General features: G+C 66.6%; 19 protein-coding genes and 2 pseudogenes. 9 read left to right on the forward strand and 12 right to left on the reverse strand.

Going from position 1 to position 22,965, the window contains the following annotated elements:
* Positions 1-130: 130 nt before the first annotated feature.
* Together ACZK13_RS19420 and ACZK13_RS19425 are read right to left on the reverse strand one after the other, a co-directional pair.
* On the reverse strand, positions 131-1,096 hold the full coding sequence (locus tag ACZK13_RS19420) for a sodium:calcium antiporter (protein ID WP_478482081.1): 966 nt from the start codon (positions 1,094-1,096) through the stop codon (positions 131-133).
* Positions 1,097-1,169: 73 nt separating this feature from the next.
* A pseudogene (locus ACZK13_RS19425) lies at positions 1,170-1,822 on the reverse strand (hypothetical protein).
* A gap of 125 nt (positions 1,823-1,947) precedes the next feature.
* On the opposite strand from ACZK13_RS19425, the gene ACZK13_RS19430 reads away from it, so the two are divergent.
* A complete protein-coding gene (locus tag ACZK13_RS19430; RefSeq protein ID WP_478482082.1) occupies positions 1,948-2,481 on the forward strand; it encodes a hypothetical protein in 534 nt (177 codons plus the stop codon).
* 81 nt (positions 2,482-2,562) lie between these two features.
* Here ACZK13_RS19430 and hmgA read toward each other — a convergent pair whose 3' ends face one another.
* Together hmgA and hppD are read right to left on the reverse strand one after the other, a co-directional pair.
* Positions 2,563-3,870, reverse strand: coding sequence for a homogentisate 1,2-dioxygenase (hmgA, locus tag ACZK13_RS19435; RefSeq protein ID WP_180838407.1), 1,308 nt, complete (start codon positions 3,868-3,870; stop codon positions 2,563-2,565).
* 104 nt (positions 3,871-3,974) lie between these two features.
* Positions 3,975-5,087: a 4-hydroxyphenylpyruvate dioxygenase gene (gene hppD, locus ACZK13_RS19440; protein WP_176433087.1), complete on the reverse strand. Its 1,113-nt coding sequence runs from the start codon at positions 5,085-5,087 to the stop codon at positions 3,975-3,977.
* Positions 5,088-5,153: 66 nt separating this feature from the next.
* On the opposite strand from hppD, the gene ACZK13_RS19445 reads away from it, so the two are divergent.
* Entirely contained in the window at positions 5,154-5,711 is a 558-nt protein-coding gene (locus tag ACZK13_RS19445) for a MarR family winged helix-turn-helix transcriptional regulator (RefSeq protein ID WP_005411341.1), read from the forward strand.
* 82 nt (positions 5,712-5,793) lie between these two features.
* On the opposite strand, the gene ACZK13_RS19450 is transcribed toward ACZK13_RS19445, so the two are convergent.
* The 4 genes from ACZK13_RS19450 to ACZK13_RS19465 all read right to left on the reverse strand — a co-directional run bounded on the left by ACZK13_RS19450 (position 5,794) and on the right by ACZK13_RS19465 (position 10,311).
* Positions 5,794-6,933, reverse strand: coding sequence for a hypothetical protein (locus tag ACZK13_RS19450; protein WP_253144341.1), 1,140 nt, complete (start codon positions 6,931-6,933; stop codon positions 5,794-5,796).
* Between the two features lie 196 nt (positions 6,934-7,129).
* Positions 7,130-7,735 carry a thioredoxin family protein gene (locus tag ACZK13_RS19455; protein WP_253144339.1) on the reverse strand — a complete coding sequence of 202 codons (606 nt, stop codon included), beginning with the start codon at positions 7,733-7,735 and terminating at the stop codon, positions 7,130-7,132.
* Positions 7,736-7,754: 19 nt separating this feature from the next.
* Positions 7,755-9,254, reverse strand: a complete 1,500-nt coding sequence (locus ACZK13_RS19460) for a peptide MFS transporter (protein WP_253144337.1) — start codon at positions 9,252-9,254, stop codon at positions 7,755-7,757.
* A gap of 181 nt (positions 9,255-9,435) precedes the next feature.
* Positions 9,436-10,311, reverse strand: coding sequence for a tryptophan 2,3-dioxygenase (locus ACZK13_RS19465; RefSeq protein ID WP_121504224.1), 876 nt, complete (start codon positions 10,309-10,311; stop codon positions 9,436-9,438).
* Positions 10,312-10,646: 335 nt separating this feature from the next.
* Between ACZK13_RS19465 and pdhA the strand changes: the two genes are divergently transcribed.
* The 5 genes from pdhA (at position 10,647) to ACZK13_RS19490 (ending at position 15,786) form a co-directional block, all read left to right on the forward strand.
* Complete coding sequence (gene pdhA / locus ACZK13_RS19470; RefSeq protein ID WP_478482085.1) at positions 10,647-11,729, forward strand: pyruvate dehydrogenase (acetyl-transferring) E1 component subunit alpha; 1,083 nt, start codon at positions 10,647-10,649, stop codon at positions 11,727-11,729.
* Positions 11,722-12,789: an alpha-ketoacid dehydrogenase subunit beta gene (locus ACZK13_RS19475; RefSeq protein WP_019338598.1), complete on the forward strand. Its 1,068-nt coding sequence runs from the start codon at positions 11,722-11,724 to the stop codon at positions 12,787-12,789. Before pdhA ends, ACZK13_RS19475 begins: the two co-directional genes overlap by 8 nt.
* 1 nt (position 12,790) lies before the next feature.
* Positions 12,791-13,144 (forward strand): SH3 domain-containing protein, encoded by a 354-nt coding sequence (locus ACZK13_RS19480; RefSeq protein WP_005411349.1) that lies wholly within the window; start codon positions 12,791-12,793, stop codon positions 13,142-13,144.
* A complete protein-coding gene (locus tag ACZK13_RS19485) occupies positions 13,141-14,529 on the forward strand; it encodes a dihydrolipoamide acetyltransferase family protein (protein WP_253144335.1) in 1,389 nt (462 codons plus the stop codon). Before ACZK13_RS19480 ends, ACZK13_RS19485 begins: the two co-directional genes overlap by 4 nt.
* Positions 14,530-14,835: 306 nt before the next feature.
* Positions 14,836-15,786 carry a hypothetical protein gene (locus ACZK13_RS19490; protein WP_478482531.1) on the forward strand — a complete coding sequence of 317 codons (951 nt, stop codon included), beginning with the start codon at positions 14,836-14,838 and terminating at the stop codon, positions 15,784-15,786.
* 36 nt (positions 15,787-15,822) lie between these two features.
* Here ACZK13_RS19490 and ACZK13_RS19495 read toward each other — a convergent pair whose 3' ends face one another.
* The 3 genes from ACZK13_RS19495 to ACZK13_RS19505 all read right to left on the reverse strand — a co-directional run bounded on the left by ACZK13_RS19495 (position 15,823) and on the right by ACZK13_RS19505 (position 17,835).
* Positions 15,823-16,209, reverse strand: coding sequence for a VOC family protein (locus ACZK13_RS19495; protein WP_049401688.1), 387 nt, complete (start codon positions 16,207-16,209; stop codon positions 15,823-15,825).
* Between the two features lie 283 nt (positions 16,210-16,492).
* Complete coding sequence (locus ACZK13_RS19500; protein WP_478482087.1) at positions 16,493-17,200, reverse strand: helix-turn-helix transcriptional regulator; 708 nt, start codon at positions 17,198-17,200, stop codon at positions 16,493-16,495.
* Positions 17,200-17,835, reverse strand: a complete 636-nt coding sequence (locus ACZK13_RS19505) for a Rossmann-fold NAD(P)-binding domain-containing protein (protein ID WP_185749960.1) — start codon at positions 17,833-17,835, stop codon at positions 17,200-17,202. The genes ACZK13_RS19500 and ACZK13_RS19505 overlap by 1 nt, the downstream gene beginning before the upstream one ends.
* Before the next feature lie 105 nt (positions 17,836-17,940).
* On the opposite strand from ACZK13_RS19505, the gene ACZK13_RS19510 reads away from it, so the two are divergent.
* On the forward strand, positions 17,941-19,479 hold the full coding sequence (locus ACZK13_RS19510; RefSeq protein ID WP_253144325.1) for a GGDEF domain-containing protein: 1,539 nt from the start codon (positions 17,941-17,943) through the stop codon (positions 19,477-19,479).
* Positions 19,480-20,083: 604 nt separating this feature from the next.
* On the opposite strand, the gene ACZK13_RS19515 is transcribed toward ACZK13_RS19510, so the two are convergent.
* The gene (locus ACZK13_RS19515; protein WP_253146074.1) at positions 20,084-21,010 is read right to left on the reverse strand and encodes a DUF808 domain-containing protein; all 927 of its coding nucleotides are present in this window, start codon (positions 21,008-21,010) and stop codon (positions 20,084-20,086) included.
* 208 nt (positions 21,011-21,218) lie between these two features.
* Here ACZK13_RS19515 and ACZK13_RS19520 point away from each other — a divergent pair.
* Positions 21,219-22,865: pseudogene (locus tag ACZK13_RS19520) on the forward strand (ABC1 kinase family protein); the annotation flags it as partial.
* Positions 22,866-22,965: the final 100 nt, after the last annotated feature.

Raw genomic sequence — 22,965 nt, forward strand, 5'->3', positions numbered from 1 at the left:
GACCTTGGTCGGCGCTCTGTTTCCCCGAGTGCCAACCGAGGTTGGCAGCTACCGCATCATCGGTGGGTGGACCGGTGGGTGCCGACCGTTGGTCGGCACGGAACCAACCGCATCCACGCATGGCCTGGATTTACAACGCCGGGGCACCCACCAGCAGCAGCTCCAGCACGAACCAGCCCGCGAACGCGACCAGCAGGATCGCGCCTTCGCCGCGGCTGATCTTCAGGTCGCCGCGCAGCATGGGGTACAGCACCAGTGCGAAGGCCAGCAGCGCCGGCAGTTCCAGGCGCACGAACGAGGCCGGCAGCGCCAGCGGCTGCAGTACGGCCATCGCACCAATCACCAGCAACAGGTTGACCACGCTGGAACCCAGCACGTGGCCCAGCACCATGTCGCCATGACCACGGCGTGCGGCAGCAATCGCGGTTGCCACCTCCGGCAGCGCGGTACCGATCGCGACCGGCAGCAGACCGACCAGCAGCGGCGTCCAACCCAGTGCAGTACCGAAGTCCGCTGCGGCCCCCACCACCAGGCGTGCGCCCCAGTACAGGGCCAGCGCGGCGATCAGCACCCGCAGTACATTCAACGGCAGGCTCGTGCGGCTCAGTGCGGATTCGGCGATGGCCGCCTGCACCTCCGCGCTCTCGACGCGACCACGGCGCAGCAGCAGCACCTGCACCACGATGAAGCCGGCCAGCAGCACGCCGCCCTCCCAGCGCGCCAGGCCACCATCAAGACCGAACAGGATCAGCAGCACGCCGGCCGCCAGCAGCGACCACCACAGCACCGTCTGCAGGCGCGCGCGCAGCAGCAGGGGCGCGGCAATCGCCGCCACCGCCAGGGTCAAGCCCAGATTGACGATGCTGCTGCCGACGGCATTGCCCAGTGCCAGCTCCGGTTGGCCGACCGCCAGCGCGCGCGCGTTGACCGCCAGTTCCGGCAACGAGGTGGTCACCCCGAGCAGCAGCAGTCCGGCAGTGAACGGGCTGGCCCCGAAGCGCTGGGCCAGGCCGGACACGGCCTTGACGATGGAGTCCCCGCCCAGCGCCAGCAACAGCAGGCCGAGCAGGAACCAGGCAATGGCAATGGCGATCATCGAGCACTCCCCCAGCGGTGGTGGCGCGATTCTACGCTTGGCCCGAGCGCATGGCTGGGCGGTGGATCAAGGATCAGCCACAGCCTTCCACATAGTCGACCTGCGGGGTCTGCCCGACGCGCCAGGCATTGACCCGGCCATCGGCACCGAGCGCGAAGTCGATCACCGCCCCCCCTCCTGCGCCGGACGCACGCGCAGGTGCTGGGCCTTCTCGTCGTACTTGTCAGGGCCGACGTCACCGCGCTCGGGGTACAGCACCTGCAGCTCGCCCAGGGTCATGCCGACCTTGCCGCCGCCCGGTGCGGCGATGGCCGCGCTGCGCACGTCGTAGCGCACCAGCTTGCGGCCTTCGATCATCAGGCGCGGGTCTTCGGCATTCTGCGGTCGCAGGAAATAGCAGCCATCGTTGCTGTCGTCGGCCGGCAGCGGTTTGCCACTGGCATCGGTGCCCAGCCCCTGCAACGGCGCGCCGAAGCCACTGCGGACCTCAGCGATGCCGGCGCCCAGCTTCGCGCCGGCGAAGCCCTCCAGGTGCGCGGGACTGTCCTCGCGGCGGTCATTGGCTGGACGGGCTGCCAGATCAGGATCCGTCGACTGCGCGGGCCCCGTCGCCGAGGCGGTTTCGGCCGGGGTATCGCTGCCGCTGCCGGCCGCCCCCTGTTTGTCCTGGCCGCCGCAGGCGGTGAGCGAAAGGAGCAACAGACCAGCAAGCGGAAGGTGCTTCATCGGTGCGGTTCCCTGGCACGAAGGTGGCTGCACGCTAGCCCATCCTGTGTGCAGGCGCTGCATTGTCATCGCGGTTTCATCGCCTTCGTTCAGGCTCGGCGAGCACCGACCTGGCCGTCCCTTCCATGCAACCGCGCAAGACCGATCTCGCCCGAACCGCGCTGCAGGCCCACCGCGCGCCGCTGGACATGCGCCAGCGCCGGCTGCTGATCCTGTGCGACGGCCAGCGCACCATTGCCGACCTGACCGGCCTGCTCGGCCAGGACGCACCTGCGATGGTCATCCAGCTTGTACAGGCGGGGTACCTGAGCACCGGCACCCCAGCACCGTCGCCCGCAACCGCGGTAGCGCCGGTGCCCACACCACCGGCAGCCGCACCTGCAGCGCTTGCTGCACCCGCGGTCGAACGCCGCCGCTCGCTGGTGGCCGCGCGCATCTATGTGCTGGGCATCCTGGAGATGCAGCGCCACCCGCAGGCGGCAGCACTGTTCCGCGACCTGCAACAGGCCCGTGCGGAAGACGAGGTGCTGCAGCGGCTGCAGTCGGCGATGCAGATGCTGCCCGGGCTGACCTCGGACGGCTATTGCCAGCGCGTACGCCAGCGCCTGTTGGAAGCGCTGCCGCTGGAGCATTGCGACGCGTTCGCGGAGGTGGCGTAAGCGCAGGTTCCGGCGGAGAGCATCCACGCATGGCGTGGATGCGATCAGGATCCGTGCCGACCAAGGTCGGCACCCACCAAGCTAGCGGGACGACCGGAAGTTGTTGCGCAGGCCGTTCCAGCACTGCTGGTAATCGCCTTGGCGATGGCCGGCGGCCAGCGCCTGTGCGGTCGGGCGGATCACCGCGCGGGTCTCGAACATGAAAGCCATCGTGTCCTTGATCACATCGGCCTTGGACAGGTCCGCATTGGAGGCCTTGTCGAAGGTCGGCGCATCCGGACCGTGGCCGCTCATGCAGTTGTGCAGCGACGCGCCGCCGGGCACGAAGCCTTCGGCCTTGGCGTCGTAGGCGCCATGCACCAGGCCCATGAACTCGCTGGCGATGTTGCGGTGGAACCACGGCGGGCGGAACGTATTCTGCGCCACCAGCCAGCGTGGCGGGAAGATCGCGAAGTCCATGTTGCTGGTGCCGGGCGTGTCGCTGGGCGAATGCAGCACCAGGAAGATTGACGGATCCGGGTGGTCGTAGCTGATCGAACCGATGGTGTTGAAGCGGCGCAGGTCGTAGCGGTACGGCGCGTAATTGCCATGCCAGGCCACCACGTCCAGCGGCGAATGGTCGATCGGCGCACGCCACAGGCGGCCCTCGAACTTGGCGATCAGTTCGAAATCACCGTCGACATCCTCGAACGCCGCGTGCGGGGTTTCGAAGTCGCGCGGGTTGGCCAGGCCGTTGGACCCGATCGGACCGAGGTCCGGCAGTTTCAGCAGCGCGCCGTAGTTCTCGCAGATGTAGCCACGGCTCGGGCCATCGGGCAGTTCGACGCGGAAGCGCACGCCACGCGGAATCACCGCGATCTGCTGCGGCTCGATCTCGATCACGCCCAGCTCGGTCAGCAGGCGCAGCGCGCCCAGCTGCGGCACGATCAGCAGTTCACCATCGGCATCGTAGAAGTAGCGGCCGACCATGTCGCGGTTGGCGGCATAGAGGTGGATGCCCACGCCGGCATGCGCGTCGGGCGAGCCGTTGCCACCCATCGTGTACAGGCCTTCGACAAAGTCGGTCGGCAATTCCGGCAGCGGCAGCGGGCTCCAGCGCAGCTGGTTCGGCGAGGCCGGCTGTGCGCCGAAATCACACTGCAACCGCGACTGCGCGAACGGGGTGAACTCGCCATGGGTCACCGCCGGGCGGATCCGGTACAGCCAGCTGCGGCGGTTGCTGCCGCGCGGCGCGGTGAAGGCGGTGCCGGTCAGCTGTTCGGCGTACAGGCCGTGGGCCACCTTCTGTGGCGAGTTCTGCCCGACCGGCAGCGCGCCGGCGACGGCCTCGGTGGCGAATTCGTTGCCGAAACCGGACTGGTAGCCGCGGGCGGAGATGGCGGTGGACATGGGGGCTCCTGAAGAACGGCGAGACCGGAACGGGAAGCAGCCGAGCATGGCTCGGCTCTACAGATGAGCAGGCGCCGGGCATGACCCGGCGCTACCGTTGAACGTTACAGCACGCCGCGGCGGATCTGATCGCGCTCGATGCTTTCGAACAGCGCGGTGAAGTTGCCTTCGCCGAAGCCTTCGTTGCCCTTGCGCTGGATGATCTCGAAGAAGATCGGGCCGATGCAGTTCTGGGTGAAGATCTGCAGCAGCTTGCGCTGGTGGGTTTCCGGATCAGCGTCGATCAGGATCTTGTTCTTGGCCAGGCGCGCCACGTCTTCACCGTGGTTCGGCACGCGCTGGTCGATCACGTCGAAGTAGGTCTCCGGCGTGTCGAGGAAGTCCACGCCCTGCGCACGCATCGCTTCGACGGTCTCGTAGATGTTCTCGGTGAAGCAGGCGATGTGCTGGATGCCTTCGCCCTTGTACGCGTCCAGGTACTCGTTGATCTGGCTCTTCGGGTCGGACGATTCATTCAGCGGAATGCGCACGATGCCGTCCGGCGCGGTCATCGCCTTGGACACCAGGCCGGTCTTCAGGCCCTTGATATCGAAGTAGCGGATCTCGCGGAAGTTGAACAGACGCTCGTAGTAATCCGACCACTGCTGCATGTTGCCGAAGTACAGGTTGTGGGTCAGGTGGTCGATGAAGGTCAGGCCGAAGCCCACCGGGTGCAGGTCGGCACCGGCAATCGGCTCGTAGTCGCCGTCGAAGATGCTGCCGGCGCTGCCGTAGCGGTCGACCAGATACAGCATGCAGTCGCCGATGCCCTTGATGACCGGCGCGCTGACCGCCTTGCTGTCCGGCTTGAAGGCGATGGCTTCGGCGCCGTTGCCCAGCGCGGTCTGGTAGACCTCCTGGCCCGGCTTCTTGAAGCGGATGGCGAAGCCGCAGGCGCACGGGCCGTGCTTTTCGGCGAAGTCCGAAGCGAACGAATCCGGGTCTTCATTGACCAGGAAGTTGACGTCGCCCTGGCGATAGACGGTAATCGGACGCTGCTTGTGCTTGAGCACCGCGCTGAAGCCCATCTTCCGGAAGTACTCGTGCAGCTCCTGGCCACGGCCGGCCGGGGCGGCGAATTCGACGAACTCGAAGCCGTCGATGCCCATCGGGTTCTCGAAGGTGGTGACCTGCATGCCGGGGTTGGGGTGCGAGGCGGTCGGGACTGCGGTATTCATGGCGTGGCTCCGAATCGGTACCGCATCGGTACAAACCAGGTGCGGGCAGGTAGGGACCCGGCGAGAATGCAGGGTCTGGACCTACCCCTTATAGTTACACTTGAAACCACCAGCAAGGTGCACCGCAACATGAGCCCCGCCGATCCCGTTTCGACCCGCCTGCGTTCCTCGCACGTCCTGCTCGACCTGGAACAGTTCCTGCCGTACCGGCTGAGCGTGCTGTCCAACCGGGTCAGCGGCAACATCGCCAAGCTATACGGCGATCGTTACGGTCTGGCGATCCCCGAGTGGCGGGTGATAACCATCCTGGCGCTGTACCCGGGCTCCTCGGCCAGCGAGGTCTCCGACCGCACGGCGATGGACAAGGTGGCGGTCAGTCGCGCGGTGGCCCGCCTGCTGGAGCGTGGCTTCATCAAGCGCGAGACGCACGGCGACGACCGCCGCCGCTCGGTGCTGGCGCTGTCGGCGGCCGGCTTCGAGGTCTACGAGACCATCGCGCCGATGGTGATCGAGATCACCCGCAAACTGATGTCGGTGCTGAGCGAAGAGGAAGAGCAGGTGCTGGAAAAGCTGATCCTGCGCCTGGCCGGCGAAGGCCTGGAGCGGATGGGCGAAGGGGTCTGAAAGAAAAAAGGGGACGGAGGGGATTAAGCCGCGATCGGCACATATGTGCGTGATACGACTTAATCCCCTCCGTCCCCTTTTTTCAGCTCAGATGCTTGCGCCGCGCATGGATCCACGGCACCGCCAGCGCAGCGATGGCACCGCCGGCGAAGCCCAGCGATGCGGCAACCGTGGCCGCTTCGACCGCGCCCGGCAGCGCCAGCGCAGCAGCCACCAGCAGCAGCGACGGCAGGCCGACGAAGGTGCCCAGGAAGAAGTGCCAACGCGGTGACCAGGTGTTGAGCTGCAGCAGGCTGACCGGCTGCCAGGCGTCAGACGCGGTGTCTTCGGCGATTTTCGCCACGACCTTGCCCAGGTCCACCTCCGGCAGCGCACGCCCCTGCCGTGCGGTCGCCAGCAGTTCGGCCACCGCCTCCACCGGCGGGAAACTGGACGGCCACGCGACCGGCGCCGACACGCCATAGGCGGTCAGCAGCGGCACGCTCAGCCACGGCGCCACCAGCGGGCGCATGCGGCGACGGCCATGCACGCACCAGATCTGCGGCTGGCCGTGCGCGGTGACGCTGTACAGCGCCAGTTCGTTGGCCGGTGGATAGCCGAGCATGGTCACCCGCGCGGCCAGGCTGTCCTGGCCCATCGCGCGCAGGAACCCAGGCCGGCTGCGCCCTTCCTGCATCCACGCCAGCCCCAATGCACCCACCAGATAGGCCTCCGCCACGTCCTTGCTGCCGGCGCTGGCGCGCTCGTCGCTGGCCAGGTACCAAGCCAGCGATTTCGGTTCGGAGACATCGTCCAGGCCCCAGCGGCTGTCGTCCCCCAGCACATGGCGCACCGGCAGGCGCGCGGGCGCGGTTTCGCCGCGTTCGCCCGGCTGCAGGAACGGCAGTACGCCCTGGATGAACGTGGACAGTTCGATGGCCCGCACGCCATGGCCCTGCCATTCCGGCGGCAGCAGCCCGGCCAGCTGGCCGTCGGCGGCCAATGCATCGAGCCGTGATTTCTGCTCGACCAGTTTCTGCACCGCCCCCTTCAGCACCACGTTGTCGGGCAGCGCGATCTGCGGCAGGCGGTGACGCGGCGGTGCCAGTTCAACGGTGTCCTCGCCGGTACCGGCGTCATCCAGCAACGCCTCCTGCGGCGGTAGGGTCACGCCCTCGCCTGCCCCAGCCTCGGCCAGGTCGCTGGCAGGTTCGGGCAGTCGTTCGGCGTGGTCGCTGTGCATGGGCGTTCCGGAAGGTTGCATCGACGGGATGTCGACTGAGGTCCTTGCCGGTAACGGCGTACGTGCGATGAAGTTGAGACGCCGTTTCAGAGAGTGTGACGGCGCGCGCAATCGACCCACGTCACGCGTGGATGTGCCTCAGTGCCGACCAACGGTCGGCATCCACCGAAGCGGCCGGCCAGCGGCCGGCACTACCCTATTCCGGTTTGTCAGGTGCCCACTGCTTGAGGAACGCGGTCACCCGCGCGGGCTGGAAGGCTTCGCCCTTGCGCAGCTCGCCGGTGGCCTGCGACACCAGCAGTCCGCCATCGGCATCAAGTACCAGCAGGTACGGGTAGTCGCGTTCCATCATCGGGAACTGGGCGAAGAAAGCGGTGTTGGGCTGTTCGTCGCTGGCGTTGACCTTCACCCACACGTAGTGGGCATCGCGGAAGCGGCGCAGGTCGCCGTTGCCTTCCACCACCTCGTCCAGCGCCCGGCAGCGCTCACAGGCGGCGTTGCCGACCTCGAGCAGGATCCGCTTCTTGCCGCGCTGGGCTTCCACCTTGGCGGTGGCCAGGTCGTCGGCGGGATCGCGGGCCGGGTCGAACTGCGCGCCGAGCCCTGCGATGGCGGCGATGTCCGCCGCCACCGGGGTGTTGCCCGAGGCCACCGGTTCGCTGGGGTCAGCGACCGGTGGCTCGGTGGGCCGGGTATCCAGAGGCTGCGTAGGCTCGGCGGCGGCAGGCGGTTGCGGTTGGGAACAGGCGCCGATCAGCGCCGCACAGACCACCACCATTGCACCACCGAGCTTGCTGCGCATGCCTTCTACCCTCTCATCATCATTTGACGCCGTGCATCAGCTTGTTGATCAGCGGGGCGACCAGGAACAGCACCACGCCGGAGCCGATCAGGGCCCAGAACCCGAAGGTATACCCCTTCAGGGCCGACTCGACCGTCATGCCGCCTTCACCACTGACCACGCCAGCGAAGATGCCCGACAGGTTGTTGCCGATGCCAGTGGACAGGAACCAGCCACCCATGCCGAAACCGACCAGGCGCACCGGGGCCAGCTTGGTCACCATCGACAGGCCGATCGGCGACAGGCACAGCTCACCCACCGACTGGATGACGTAGACCATGAACAGGGTCCAGAACGGGATCTTGCCGTCCACGACCATCTGCGACAGGGCGAACATCAGCAGGGCGAAGGCGGCGCCGTTGAACAGCAGGCCCAGGCCGAACTTGCGCGGGATGGACGGATTGGCGCGGCCCAGGGCCACCCAGATCCAGGCGATGATCGGCGCCAGGGTGATGATGGCCACCGAGTTGACCGACTGGAACCACGCGGTCGGGAAGGTCCAGTCACCCATCTGGCGGTTGACGATGTTCTCGGCCAGGAAGGTGAACGAGCTGCCGGCCTGCTCGAAGAACATCCAGAACATCACGTTGAAGGCGAAGATGATCAGCATCGCGATCACGCGGTCGCGCTGCACCTTGCCCTCGCGGATGCCCTCGACCAGCAGCAGGATGGCCAGCGCGGTGAACATCGCGCCCAGGATCCAGGCCAGCGCGGTGGCGCCAGTGGCCAGCAGGAAGTAGGCGACCGGGATGGCGACCACGGCACCGGCCAGCACCATGATGATGCGGCCGAAGCCTTCAGCGCCGGCCGGCGGTGCACCGATGCCCTTCAGGCCGGCACGACCGATGTAGAACCACACCAGCGAGATCAGCATGCCCACGCCCGAGGCGATGAACACGACCTTGTAGGACGGCATCGCGTCGGTACCGAAGACCTTGCGGGCCAGGTACTCGGTCAGCACCGGGGCGATCATCGCGCCGATGTTGATGCCCATGTAGAAGATGGTGAAGCCCGAGTCGCGGCGCTCATCCTTCAGGCCGTACAGCTTGCCGACCATGGTCGAGATGTTGGGCTTGAACAGGCCGTTGCCGACGATGATCGTGGCCAGGCCGAGCTTGAAGATGTGCTCCTGCGGCAGCGAGATCATGAACAGGCCGGCGGCCATGATGATCGCGCCGGTCAGGATCGATCGCTGGTAACCCAGTACCCGGTCGGCCACGTAGCCACCGAAGATCGCTGCGGCATACACCAGGGCCAGGTAGGCGCCGTAGATGCGGCTGGCGTCGCCTTCACCGGCAGCGCTGCCATTGTAGAACTGGGCGACGATGTACAGCACCAAGGCCCAGCGGATGCCGTAGAACGCAAAGCGCTCCCAGAACTCGGTCATGAACAGCATCCACAACGGGCGCGGGTGGCCCAGCGTGGTCTTGAAGTCCGGCAGCGCCGGCTCTGGGGTGTTCGCAGTGGCGTTTACGCTCATGCGGATTTCCTGGTTCGGTGGATGACGAGCACGTCCGATGTGCAGTTGGAGCAACGCGCGAGGATCACCGACTTCTGGCGTTCACGTCAAATACACGCCGTTTGAGGCAGGTGCCAGCCTGCTCCCTGAACTTGCATCTGAAATGATCCAGCCGCCGGCCGGGATCCAAGCTGAATACGGATCAGCCCTGTTCTGCCGGGGGCCCGGCCTGCAGGCTGGTCCGCACCTGGAACAGTTCGGGGAAGAAGGTCAGTTCCAGCGCCTTGGCCAGGAAGCCCACGCCGGACGAGCCGCCCGTACCGCGCTTGAAGCCGATCACCCGCATTACGGTGCGCATGTGTCGGAATCGCCACAGCTGGAAGGCGGTCTCCAGGTCCACCAGGTCCTCGCACAGCGAGTACTCGCGCCAGTAGCGGTCGGTGTCCTGGTAGATGCGTTCGAAGACCGGCTGCAGTGCGTCATCGGCCACATGCGGCTGGGTCCAGTCGTGGGCCTCGTACACCGCCGGGACGGCATGGCCGAAGCGGGCCAGGTATTTCAGGAATTCCTCGTACAGGCTGGGCGCCTCCAGCACGGTGCGCAGCTGCGCCTGCCCGGCCGCATCGTGCTCGAACACCTGCAGCATCTGTGCGTTCTTGTTACCCAGCAGGAACTCGATGTAGCGGTACTGCAGCGACTGGAACCCCGACGACGGGCCCAGCACGTCGCGGAAGCCCATGTACTCGGACGGGGTCAGCGTTTCCAGTACCGACCACTGCTCGGTCAGCTGGCGCAGCACCTGCTTGCTGCGCGCCAGCACCTTGCGGCACTGCCAGACTTCATCACGCTGCAGGAAGCCGATTGCGGCACGCAGTTCGTGGCCAAGCAGCTTCAGCCACAGCTCCGAGGTCTGGTGCTGGATGATGAAGAGCATCTCGTCATGGTGCGGCGGGTTGGACAACGGCTGCTGCGCGCTGAGCAGCTGGTCCAGCCGCAGGTAGCCGCCATAGGTCAGGCGTCCCTGCAGGTCGGTGTGGATGCCGGCTTCGAGATCGCGTTGGTTGTTGTCGACGGACATGGGCGGGACCAGATCGGGGGCGGCAAGGGTAGCGCGTTGCCGCCGCGCTGGCAGCCGCCGGGTCCATACCCGGGCGTGCGGTTGGCCGTGGAGCATCGGCCGATACCAGGCCTGCGCGTGGAACCGCCCAGGCCGTTGTACTGGCGGTCAGCCAGAGGCGTATTCTGATGCTTTGCAGCAACGACTGAATACGTTGTTGTTATTGGCCCCCCACCCGCCGGCAGGGGTAAAACGGGGAATCGCCGTGTTGCGGCGCAGGAAGGCTATTCCGTACGCGTTCCTTAACATGGCGATTCATATCATTTGTAACTTCTCTGTCGAAGGTGCAGTACGCAATGACGGTTGCCGCTGAATTCAAGATCGAATACCTGCAGTACCTGGATACGGACGGCAAGCTCGTCCGCGATGACCTGCCCGCGTCGCTGCGCGACCCCAAGGTCCTGGTACCGCTGTTCAAGCAGATGCTGTTCGTACGCACGTTCGACAGCAAATCCATCGCGCTGCAGCGCACCGGCAAGCTCGGCACCTATGCCGCCTGCCTGGGCCACGAAGCCGCGCACGTGGGCATCGGTGCCGCCATGCAGAAGGACGACGTGTTCGCACCGTCCTACCGCGAGTATGGCGCGATGTTCATGCGCGGCGTGCGCCCGCACGACGTGCTGATGTACTGGGGTGGCGACGAACGCGGCAACGACTACGGCGGCAACGCAGCCAAGGACTTCCCGTTCTGCGTGCCGATCTCCACCCAGTGCCTGCATGCCGCAGGCGCCGCGCTGAAGTTCAAGCTCAACAAGGAACGGCAGATCGCGGTGGCCGTGTGCGGCGACGGCGGCAGCTCCAAGACCGATTTCTACGCGGCATTGAATTCGGCCGGCGCCTACAAGCTGCCGCTGATCCTGTGCATCGTCAACAACGGCTGGGCCATCTCGGTTCCGCGTTCGGCCCAGACCGGTGCCGAGACGCTGGCGCAGAAGGGCCTGGCCGGCGGCCTGCACTGCCTGCAGGTGGACGGCAACGATCTGATCGCAGTGCTGGCGGCGATGGAGCAGGCGCGCGAACGTGCGCTGGCCGGCAACGGTGGCACCGTGCTGGAACTGATGACCTACCGCCTGTCCGACCACACCACCGCCGATGACGCGCGCCGCTACCGCGACGACGCCGAAGTGAAGGATGCCTGGCAGCGCGAGCCGATGCTGCGCCTGCGCAAGTACCTGATCAACGCCGGTGTGTGGAGCGAAGAAGAGGAAACTGCTTGGGTCGCCGAATGCGGCACCCGCGTGGACGAGGAAGTGAACCTGTACCTCAACACGCCGGTGCAGCCGGTCGAGGCGATGTTCGACTTCCTGTATGCCGATCCGCCGCCGGACCTGCTGGCCCAGCGTGCCCAGGCGATCGCCCTGGAGAAGCGCCATGGATGAGATCAAGAACGGCGCGCCCGGCGCGCACACCAACGCCGCCGACAGCGCCGCCGTCGCGCGCGGAGAAGAGAGCATGACCACCACCCCCATCACCCTGATCGAAGCCATCACCCAGGCACTGGCCTGGGAGCTGGAGCACGACCCGTCGGTGCTGGTGCTGGGCGAGGACGTGGGCGTCAACGGCGGCGTGTTCCGCGCCACCGCCGGCCTGCAGCAGCGCTTCGGCTCCGAACGCATCCTCGACACCCCGCTGGATGAAACCACCATCGCCGGCCTGACCATCGGTCTGGCGGCGCAGGGCATGAAGCCGGTGGCCGAGGCCCAGTTCGACGGTTTCATGTACCCGATGGTCGACCATATCGTCTGCCACGCCGCCCGCCTGCGTTACCGCACCCGTGGCCGCCTGCACTGCCCGATGGTGCTGCGCGTGCCGTGGGGCGGTGGCATCCGCGCGCCGGAACACCACAGCGAAGCCAACGAGGCGATCTTCACCAACGTGCCGGGCCTGCGCGTGGTGCTGCCGTCGTCGCCGCAGCGCGCCTACGGCCTGCTGCTGGCCGCGATCCGCGAGCCGGATCCGGTGATCTACATGGAGCCCAAGCGCATCTACCGCCAGTACAAGGAAGTAGTCGTCAACGACGGCGAAGCCTTGCCGCTGGACGTCTGCTTTGTGCTGCGCGATGGCACCGACGTGACCCTGGTGACCTGGGGCGCGCAGGTGAAGGAAGCGCTGGAAGCGGCCGACAAGCTGGCCGGCGAAGGCATCAGTGCCGAAGTCATCGACGTGGCCACGCTGCGTCCGCTGGACTTCGCCACCATCGCCGAATCGGTGGCCAAGACCGGCCGCTGCGTGATCGTGCAGGAGGCCCCGAAGACCGCGGGCTTCGGCGCCGAAATCGCTGCGCGTCTGGCCGAGGAATCGATCTACGACCTGCTGGCCCCGGTCGAGCGCGTCACTGGCTACGACACCCACATTCCGCTGTTCCGCCTGGAAATGAAGTACCTGCCGAGCGTTGAGCGGATCGTGGCTGCGGCCAAGCGCGCGGTGGCGGCCGGCTGACATGCGGGCCCGCCTTCTGGGGGCTTACCGCAGCCAGTATCCCAACCCGCTCCGGTTCCACACCGGCCAGATCGTCGAAGTAGGTGTCCGTGACGAGGAATGGCCGGCGTTTGCCTGGGTACGCACCAACGATGGGCGCGCTGGATGGGCGCCCATCGCCTGGTTGCAGCTGCTGGACGAGGGTCGCGCCGAAGCGCTGTGCGACTACGACGCCCGCGAGCTGGATGTGGAAAGCGGCGAGATGGTGAAGCTTCATCACGAACACGGCGGGTGGTGGTGGTCCGAGCGCGCCAATGGCGCGACGGGTTGGCTGCCGGCCCGCGAACTGGAACTGCTGGAAGAGAACTGCAAATGAGCCAGACCAAGAACTTCAACCTGCCCGACCTGGGCGAAGGCCTGCCGGACGCGACCATCGTCGAGTGGTTCGTCAATGAAGGCGATGTGATCAAGCTGGACGAGCCGCTGGTCTCGATGGAGACCGCCAAGGCCGTCGTCGAAGTGCCCTCGCCGTTCTCCGGCAAGGTGCTGAAGCTGTCCGGCGCCGCAGGCGACATCATCCCGACCGGCTCGGTGCTGGCCAGCTTCGAACTGGACCCGAACCTGCCGCAGCGCGCCGATGGCCAGGACACCGGCCACAGCCATGGTCATGCCGCACCGGCTGCCGCGCCGACCCCGCCGCCGCTGCCGGCCGCCGCTGCACCGGTGGCCGCCGAAGCCGCCAAGCCGGCCGCTGCCGAGCGTGATGACGCCGGTACCGTGGTCGGCGCGATGCAGAGCTCCAATGCCGTGCACGCCGAACAGGCGCTGGCCGTCGGTGGCGTCAAGGCCGTGCCGGCCGTGCGTGCGATGGCGCGCAAGCTGGGCGTGGACCTGAGCCGCGTGGCCGCTACCGGCACCGATGGCGCGGTCACCATGGCCGACGTCAAGCAGGCCGCCGCCAACGGCACCGCCAAGCTCGGCGCCGCGCCAGCACCGGTTGCCGCTGCTGCGTATGCCGCGCCGGCCCCGGCGCAGGTGTCGGCCCCGGTGCAGAGCGAAGCCCGCACCCCGCTGTCTGCCGCCGGCAAGCCGATGCGTACCCAGCCGCCGGGCGTGGTCGCCAAGGGCCAGCCGGAACCGCTGAAGGGCGTGCGCCGCAACATGGCGCGCGTGATGGCCGATGCGCACAGCAAGGTCGTACCGACCACGCTGAACGACGACGCCGACATCCACGCCTGGCTGCCGGGCAACGACGTCACCGCGCGCCTGGTGCGCTCGATCGTGGTCGCCGCGCAGAAGGTTCCGGCGATGAACGCCTGGTTCGACGGCGAAGCGCTGACCCGCACCCTGCACGCGCAGGTGGACATCGGCATCGCCGTGGACACCGACGACGGCCTGTTCGTGCCGGCGCTGCGCAATGCCGACATGCTCGATGCACGCGGCATCCGCGAAGGCGTCAACCGCCTGCGCGAGCAGGTGGAATCGCGTTCGATCGCCGCCTCGGAACTGAGCGGCTACACCATCTCGCTGTCCAACTTCGGCATGTTCGCCGGCCGCTACGCGACCCCGGTCGTGGTGCCGCCGTGCGTGGCCATCGTCGGTGCCGGCCGTGCCCGCCACCAGATGACCCCGGTGATGGGCGGTGTGGAAGCGCACAAGGTGATCCCGCTGTCGGTCACCTTCGACCACCGCGCGGCCACGGGCGGTGAAGCGGCCCGCTTCCTGCGCGCGATGATGGACGACCTGGCGCTGGCCAGCTGATCAACCAGCTTATCGGTGGGTGCCAACCGTTGGTTGGCACATGAAACTGACTGGTGGGTGCCAACCTTGGTTGGCACATGAATTGGAGAAACGCCGGGCAATGCCCGGCGTTTTTTTGTGCCCGCTCCGTCGTGCCCCATCTACGCATGGACGTGGATCTACTGGGCTCTCCGACGGTCGGGCGAGAGCGCAAGGGAGCATTTTGAGAATAGTTGCATGGATTCCCAAGAGCAGCTCGATAGCATTGAGGCTCTCTGCAGACGTCGAATTTCAATGTTTGAGACACCGCCCACACTCGAAGAATTCCTGAACGCGGGCGATGATTTTTTCCGCACCTCTCCATTCTTCTTACGGTTGACGAGAGATGAGGATCCGTCTGACACGAACTGGGTCCTCAGCATCATCTTCCTGCGCTGGCTCGCCCGAAATCGCGCGTTCCTCGACGCATCGGTCGGCTCTACGGTGGCCGCCGCTCCCTCGCCGGCAGATGCCTTGGCATGCATCGAAGCTGCCTTCCAGGACGAAATCCCCGGCGCTGCATTCGACCCGGAATTGCTGGAGTTCACCGTTCGCTACTTCTGCATGGCCGCACCCTACTTGTCGGACGTCTTCTCATTGTTCCCTCAAGACGCCATGCCCTCGCCGGACGCCATGTGGGACAAGCAGGATCAGGTGTACGCAATTATCGACTCCCGTCTGCAGTCATGGCGCAACGGCGAGTCCATCGTCCGGGCGATCATCCCCAATGCCGATCAACAAGGACACGCCGAGCCGGCTACGCCGCTGGACGCTGACGTCTGGATTACGATGCTCGCAACGCTATCGGATGCTGCGGTCACCCACGAAGGTGACCGTGCATACGCCAACCACTTCTACAGGCCACTGACAAAACCACCGTCAGTAGAAGTCGTCCTTGCGGTCATGAGGGAATTCCTCCGGAACCCGCCACATGACGCGTCGATCATGTGTGCAGCAGAGAACTTCCTGTCGGATATTCCGCTCTCCCGCTACATCAAAGCGTATTCCATCCTCGCACCCGACCTATTGGACGTCTCTTCAGATGCTGCGCTCAATCTCTTCAACTATCCGGGCAGTGAATTAACGCCACGCCAGGTCCGACAGTTCATCAAAGAGCTCAGGCGATGCAATCCAGGCCGCGACGTGGTCGCAGAGCTGGCCCAGCTGGCCGTTGAATGGGATTCGGAAGACGACGAGATATTCTCAATCGTCGTCGACGCAGCGCAGAAGCAAGGGTAGGTCCAGGAGCCAGCAAGTGCCGGCCCCCTCCCTTGATCAGTTCCGCGCGACCATGCCCTCGGCACGGCTGTACACACGCAGACGGTGGCCATCCGGGTCTGCCCCGACAAAAGTGTGGCCGAATTCCAAGGTCACCGGTGCCTGCAGGATCTGCACGCCGAGCGCTTGCCACGCATCGTGCATCTGCTGCACGGCCTCCGGGTCGGCGACCAGCATCGCCAGTTCGGCGGCACCGGCCTGCGCGGACACCGGCGGCTGCACGTCATCGCGTTGCCACAGGCCCAGTGCGGCGCCATCGCCGAGCAGGAACAGGGCGAAACCGGGCGACTGCTCGACCGGTGGCTTGCCGAGAATGCCGCTGTAGAACGTGGCGCTGGTGGCGACGTCGCGCACGTACTGCAGCAGGGTGCTGGGCGTGAACATGGGAAACCTCCGTTGTTGGGAGCGTTCATGGTGGTACGGCCCTGCTGACAGATTCTGTCAGTAGCGTCGAGCGTGATCGACTGCTGTTGCCTCTGCCCTGGTAGATGTCGAGCTTGCTCGACTGCTGTTGCCGTTGCTCTGGTAGATGTCGAGCTTGCTCGACTGCTGTTCGCGAAGATCAAAGGCTGTCGAGCAAGCTCGACCCCTACCAGAAGCAAAGAGCGAAGGCCCCCTCCCCCAGAAGCAGGAAGCGAAGCGCAGAAACAGTCGAGCACGCTCGACGCTACGAACGGTCCAGCCAGTCCGGGGCGATGCCCTGCGCCTTCTGCCAGCGCCGCAGCAGGGTGGCGCGCGGCACGAGGTAGCGATCCTCCAGCACGCGCACCTGGCGGATGCGGTCCAGCCGGAAATGGCGGAAATCCTCGCGGCTCTCACACCACGCCGCCAGCATCGGCACTTCATCGAAGTAGCCCAGCGCGAACGGCCAGACGATGCGCTCGGTACGTTGGCCCTGCGCATCCTGGTAGCCGAACTTCAGGCGCTGCTGCGAACCCACTGCCTCACGCACAGCCTGCAGGCGCGCAGCGGGCACCTTGGCTGCCGCACGCGAGGGACCCACGCGCAGGCCACTGTCACGCAGCGCCTCGCGGCGCGCTGCAGGCAGCACATACGCGATACGCGCCAAGGCATCACGCGCGGCCTCGGCCAGCGCGGGTTCGGTGCGGGCCGCAACCCAGCGCAGGCCCAGCACCAATGCATCGATCTCGGCGGGTGGCAGGGTCATCGGCGGCAGGGTATCGCTAGGTGCCAGCTGGTAGCCGACGCCAGCCTCACCACGCAGGTCAGCGCCTTGCTCGCGCAGGGTCTCGATATCGCGGTACAGCGTTCGCAAGCTGATGCCCAGCGCTTCGGCCAGCACCTGCCCGGCCACCGGCCGTCGATGGCGGCGCAGCAGCTGCAGCAACTGGGTCAGGCGCAGCGCACGCGACATCAGCCGACCAGTGCGCGCGATGCCACCACGTGCTCACCCGGCTGCGGGGCCAGCGCGGCCTCGACCAGTGCCTTGGCGATCTCGCTGGCCGGGTTGATCCGCCACGCCCGTGGCAACATCGGCCCCAAAGCACCCAGCACCATCAGCGCCAGGCGCTCGCCACGTCGCACCTCGGTGCGCTCGCCCCCGATCAGCCCGGGGCGGACCAGGGTCAACGAGTTGAAGCCCAGCGCGCGCAGGTCACGCTCCAGCTCACCCTTCACCCGGCTGTAGAAGATCGACGATTGCGGGTTGGCACCGGCTGCGGAATTCAGCACATAGGTCTGCGCACCCTGCGCCTGCGCCAGCCGGGCGAACGCCAGCGGGTAGTCGTGGTCGATGCGATGGAAGGCCTCACGGCTGCCGGCCTGGGCGATGGTGCTGCCGAGCGCACAGATGACCGCGTCCACGCGTGCCCACTCGGGCGCGCCAGGCAACGCATCGAAGGCCAGCACTGGATTCTCCAGCTTGGCATGGGCCACAGCCAACGGGCGGCGGGTCGGCGCGATCACGGCGCTGCAGCGCGGGTCGTCCAGCAGCCTGGACAGGGTCAGCCCGCCGACCAGCCCGGTCGCCCCCAGCAACATCACGCGCATCACCACCTCCACTGCGGCATCCTGTCGCCCATCCTAGCCGTTCAAGCCGTCGGCGGCCGCGCCGATATGCTGGAACCAGTCCCTGCCAGCCCCAGGATTTGCTCGATGACGGACCAGCCCGACCACCGCCCTGCCCCCGGTACCGCCCTTGGGCCGCCGGCACGCGTGCGCGCGGTGGTGGACGATGGCCTGGGTGACCGGGTGGTGCTGCAGGGCGGTGGTGGTGTGGCACTGCAGCAGCTGTTTGCTGGTGCCGACGCGCCGGAGCCGCTGCTGGCCGCGTTCGCCAATGGCATGGCCACCCTGCCCGGCGAACTGGGCGACATGGGCGACCGCCTGCAGTCGGCGCAGGCCAGCGCCGATTGGCCGCGCTATGGGCGCGCGATGCGGCAGCTGATCGACAAGTACATCCGCACCATCGAACAGCATTCGCCGGATGGGCAGCCGGAAAGCCTACGCCTGTCCGAGCAGCTGCGCCTGCTGCTGGGCGGCGCGGTGGTGGCCCTGCTGCAGCACGATCCGGACCTGCGCGAGCAGGCGCAGACGCTGGCCATGCAGCTGCGCCAGTGGCAACCGGGCACGGCGCTGGAACCGATCGAACAGGGCGTGCGCGAGCTCGGCCACCAGGTCGGCGTGCGTGCCGAGAGCTGGCAGGAGCAGCAGGCGCTGCTGCTTGAGCTGTTCGCGCTGCTGCTGGAGAACGTGAGCGAGCTGCTGGATGACCGCAGCTGGCTGCAGGGCCAGATCGCCGCAGTACGCCAGCTGCTGGACGGGCCGTTGGAAGCTGAGGCGGTCGAGCGCACCCGCGCCGAACTGCGCGAAGTGATCTACAAGCAGGGGCTGCTGCGCCAGGGCATCGACGATTCGAAGGCGGCGATGCGCGGGTTGATGGGCGAGTTCATCGAGCGTATGGACGGCATGGCCACCAGCACCGGCGAATACCACGACCGCATTGGCAGCTATGCGCTGCAGCTGCGCGAAGCGCGCAGCATCGCCGACCTCAATCAGCTGCTGCAGGACGTGATGCGCGATACCGGCAAGGTGCAGCAGCAGGCCGCACAGGCGCGCGATCACCTGGCCAACGCGCGGCAGGAAGTGGAGCGTGCAGAGCAGCGCATTGCCGAGCTGGAGCAGGAACTGCGTGCCGCTGGTGACCTGGCGCGTATCGATCCGCTGACCCAGGCGCTGAATCGACGTGGCCTGGACGAACTGCTGCAACGCGAGCTGGCCCGCGCCGCACGCAACAACTCGCCGCTGGGCGTGGCGGTGATCGACCTGGATGATTTCCACCAGACCAACGATGCACATGGCCATGCCGGTGGCGATGCACTGCTGCAGCACCTGGTAGCCGTGTGCAAGCTGCTGCTGCGCGCCACCGATGGCATCGCGCGGCTGGGTGGCGACGAGTTCGTGCTGGTGCTGCCGGAAACCCAGGGTGCCGACAGCATGGCCACCGTGCAACGCCTGCAGCGTTCACTGGCGCACCGCGTGCTGACCGTACAGGACCAGCGCGTGCCGGTGCACTTCAGTGCCGGGCTGGCGCAATGGCAGCCCGGCGATGACACCGAAGCGCTGCTGCGGCGCGCGGATGACGCGCTGTATGCGGCCAAGCGGCAGGGCAAGAACCGGGTGCAGGCGGGTTGATCGCCCGGCCCACCGCGAACCGCTTCGGTAGGTGCCAACCTTGGTTGGCTCACGCCGGAACAAAGCGCCGACCAAGGTCGGCCTCTACCAACGCAAAGGACAGCGCTTTGGTAGGTGGCAACCTTGGTTGGCACACGCCGGGGCAAAGCGCCGACCAAGGTCGGCCTCTACCAACGCCAAGGACAGCGCTTTGGTAGGTGCCAACCTTGGTTGGCTCACGCCGGAACGAAGCGCCGACCAAGGTCGGCCTCTACCAACGCAAAGGACAGCGCTTCGGTAGGTGCCAACCTTGGTTGGCTCACGCCGGAACGAAGCGCCGACCAAGGTCGGCCTCTACCAACGCAAAGGACAGCGCTTCGGTAGGTGCCAACCTTGGTTGGCTCACGCCGGAACAAAGCGCCGACCAAGGTCGGCCTCTACCAGCGCAAAGGACAGCGCTTTGGTAGGTGCCAACCTTGGTTGGCACACGCCGAAACAAAGCGCCGACCAAGGTCGGCCTCTACCAACGCAAAGGACAGCGCCTCGGTAGGTGCCAACCTTGGTTGGCACGCGCGTAAACAAAGCGCCGACCAAGGTCGGCCTCCACCGGGCAATGGGCCGCCGCTTACTTACCGCGCAGCTTCTGGAACCCGGTCACCGCCGCCAGCACGATGGCACCGGCGATGATGCCCACCACCATGTTGGCCGCAGCGCTGATCAGCCAGCCCCACTGCCCTTCGCCACCCAGCGCCTGCACCGCGTGGTGCAGTGCCGGCACGTTGTGCACCAGGATGCCGCCGCCCACCAGGAACATGGCGATGGTGCCGGCCACCGACAGGAACTTCATCAGCCACGGCGCCGAGGCCACCAGGCCGCGACCGAAGGCGGCCACAGCCCCACCCTTGCGCGACAGGTACAGGCCGACGTCATCAAGCTTCACGATGCCCGCCACCAGCCCATAGACGAAGACCGTCATCGCCAGTGCAACCACGGCCAGGGTGACCACCTGGTTGGTGAACGGTGCGGTGGCGACCACGCCCAGGGTCAGCACGATGATCTCGGCCGAGAGGATGAAGTCGGTGCGGATCGCGCCTTTTACCTTGTCCTTCTCCCACGCCACCATGTCCACCTGGGTATCGGCCAGCGCCTTGCGCCGCTCGGCCTGATGCTCGGCATCGTCGTCAGCCGAATGCAGGAAGCGATGCGCCAGCTTCTCCACGCCCTCGAAGCAGAGGAAGGCACCGCCGATCATCATCAATGGCACGATCAGCGGCACGTTCCAGCCACGGCTGTGCAGCCACGCCTCCAGTGCACTGATCGCCAGCGCCGCCGGTACCAGGATCACCTTGTTCACCAGCGAGCCCTTGGCCACCGCCCACACCACCGGCAGTTCACGGTTGGCGTTGACCCCGGTCACCTGCTGCGCGTTCAGCGCCAGGTCGTCGCCCAGCACGCCGGCGGTCTTCTTTGCCGCGACCTTGGTCAGGACCGAGACATCGTCGAGCAGGGTGGCGATATCGTCGAGCAGGGCGAACAGGCTGGCACCGGCCATGGGGCGTCCAAGAAAGGGAATGAGCGGATTCTGACCGATACCGGGGCAGCTGCGGAAGCGGTCGGATTCACCGCGTGCCTACCGCCCCCCGGCGACACTGCGTAATCCGGACATTGCCGGCCAGCGGCCGGCACTACCTGTATCCGTCGCATGGGAGTGTCGCTTGAGCAATCCGCCCACCGCCAATGGCAATCCCCCGCTGGTCAAAGGCATGAACCGGCGCAGCCAGATCCTGCGCCTGCTGATGCGCTACCGCCATTCGGGCGTGTTCTCGGGCATGAACCTGGACGCGGCCAGCAACCAGGCCGACGTCCCCGCCGATGGCAACCCGGAACAGTTCGTCAGCGACCTGGAAGCGCTGGGACCGACCTTCGTCAAACTAGGCCAGATGCTGTCCACCCGCCCGGACATGGTGCCGGTGGAGTTCGCCACGGCGCTGGAGCGCATGCAGGAAAAGGTGGCCGAGATTCCGGTCGAGCGCATCCATGCCATCGTTGAACAGGAGCTGGGCGCGCCGGTGAACAAGCTGTTCGCCGCGTTCGATCCCGAGCCATTGGGCTGTGCCTCGATCGCGCAGGTGCATCGCGCGGTGCTGCACGATGGCCGCCAGGTGGCGGTGAAGGTGCAGAAACCCGAGGTCGCCGCGCAGCTGCGCTCGGACCTGGAGGCACTGCGCAGCTTCGCGCTGGCCGCCGACCACCTGACCCAGGTGGGCCGTCGCGTGCGCCTGCGCGACTGGCTCAACGAGTTCGCCAAGACCCTGATGCAGGAGCTGGACTACCACGCCGAGGCCGAGAACCTGGCCCGTTTCGGCCGGCACCTGAAGCCGTTCCGCCGCCTGTGGATTCCGCAGCCGCTGTGGGACTACAGCAGCCAGCGCGTGCTGACCATGGAACTGGCCACCGGCGTGCGCGTGGATGCGATTCCCGATGTGCGCCGCACCGAGCAATCGATGGATCCTCTGGCGGCGGCGCTGATCCGCGGCTACCTGGACCAGATCTTCGTGCATGGCGAGATCCATGCCGACCCGCACCCGGGCAACCTGCGGGTGATGCCAGATGGACGGCTGGCGATCTTCGACCTGGGCATGGTCGCGCACATGCCGCCGCGTCTGCGCGAGCGCCTGCTGAAGATCCTGTTCGCCGCGGTCGATGGTCGTGGCGAAGAAGTGGCCGACGACCTGATCAGCATCAGCACGCGGCTGGAGGCCTTCGACGAAGAGCGTTACCTGCGCGAGACCGGACAGCTGATCGCGCGCTACGCCGCCAGCGGTAGCTTCTCCGAAGGCCGCGTGGTGCTGGACATGGTGCGCATCGCCACCGCCTGCGGCCTGCGCACGCCACCGGAACTGAGCCTGCTGGGCAAGGCGCTGCTCAATCTGGAAACCGTGTGCCGGCTGCTGGCACCCGAGCTGGAAACCCGCCGCATCGTCGAGCGCCAGCTGCAGCACGTGATGCGTGCGCGCCTGAAGAAATCGCTGTCGGCAGCCAACATCGCCAGCGAGGCGATGGAGTTGCAGCAGCTGCTGCGCGATGGGCCGCGCAAGCTGTCGGACATCATGGCGCTGCTCGCCGAGAACCGCCTGCAGATGAAGGTGACCGGGCTGGAAGAATCACGGTTGATGGAAAACCTGCAGAAGATCGCCAACCGGGTGGCAGCCGGCATCATCAGCGCGGCATTGATCATGGCTGCGGCAATGATGATGAAGATCGACACCGGCTGGCACCTGTTCGGCTACCCGCTCATCGCCCTGATTCTGTTGTTCATCGGCGTGGTGCTCGGCCTGGGCATCGTGACCAGTGCATTGCTGTTCGACCGTCGTGCGCGTGCACGCGAAGAGCGCGGGCACCGCTAGCGCGTCGACGAAAACACCCGTATTCATGCGGTTTTTAATGTAATCCAACGAAGCCCTTCACGCTCGTTTTACCTTCTTAGCGCGATTGCGCGCGTGTTAT

The sequence above is a fragment of the Stenotrophomonas sp. 99219_Sma genome, assembly GCF_056480785.1.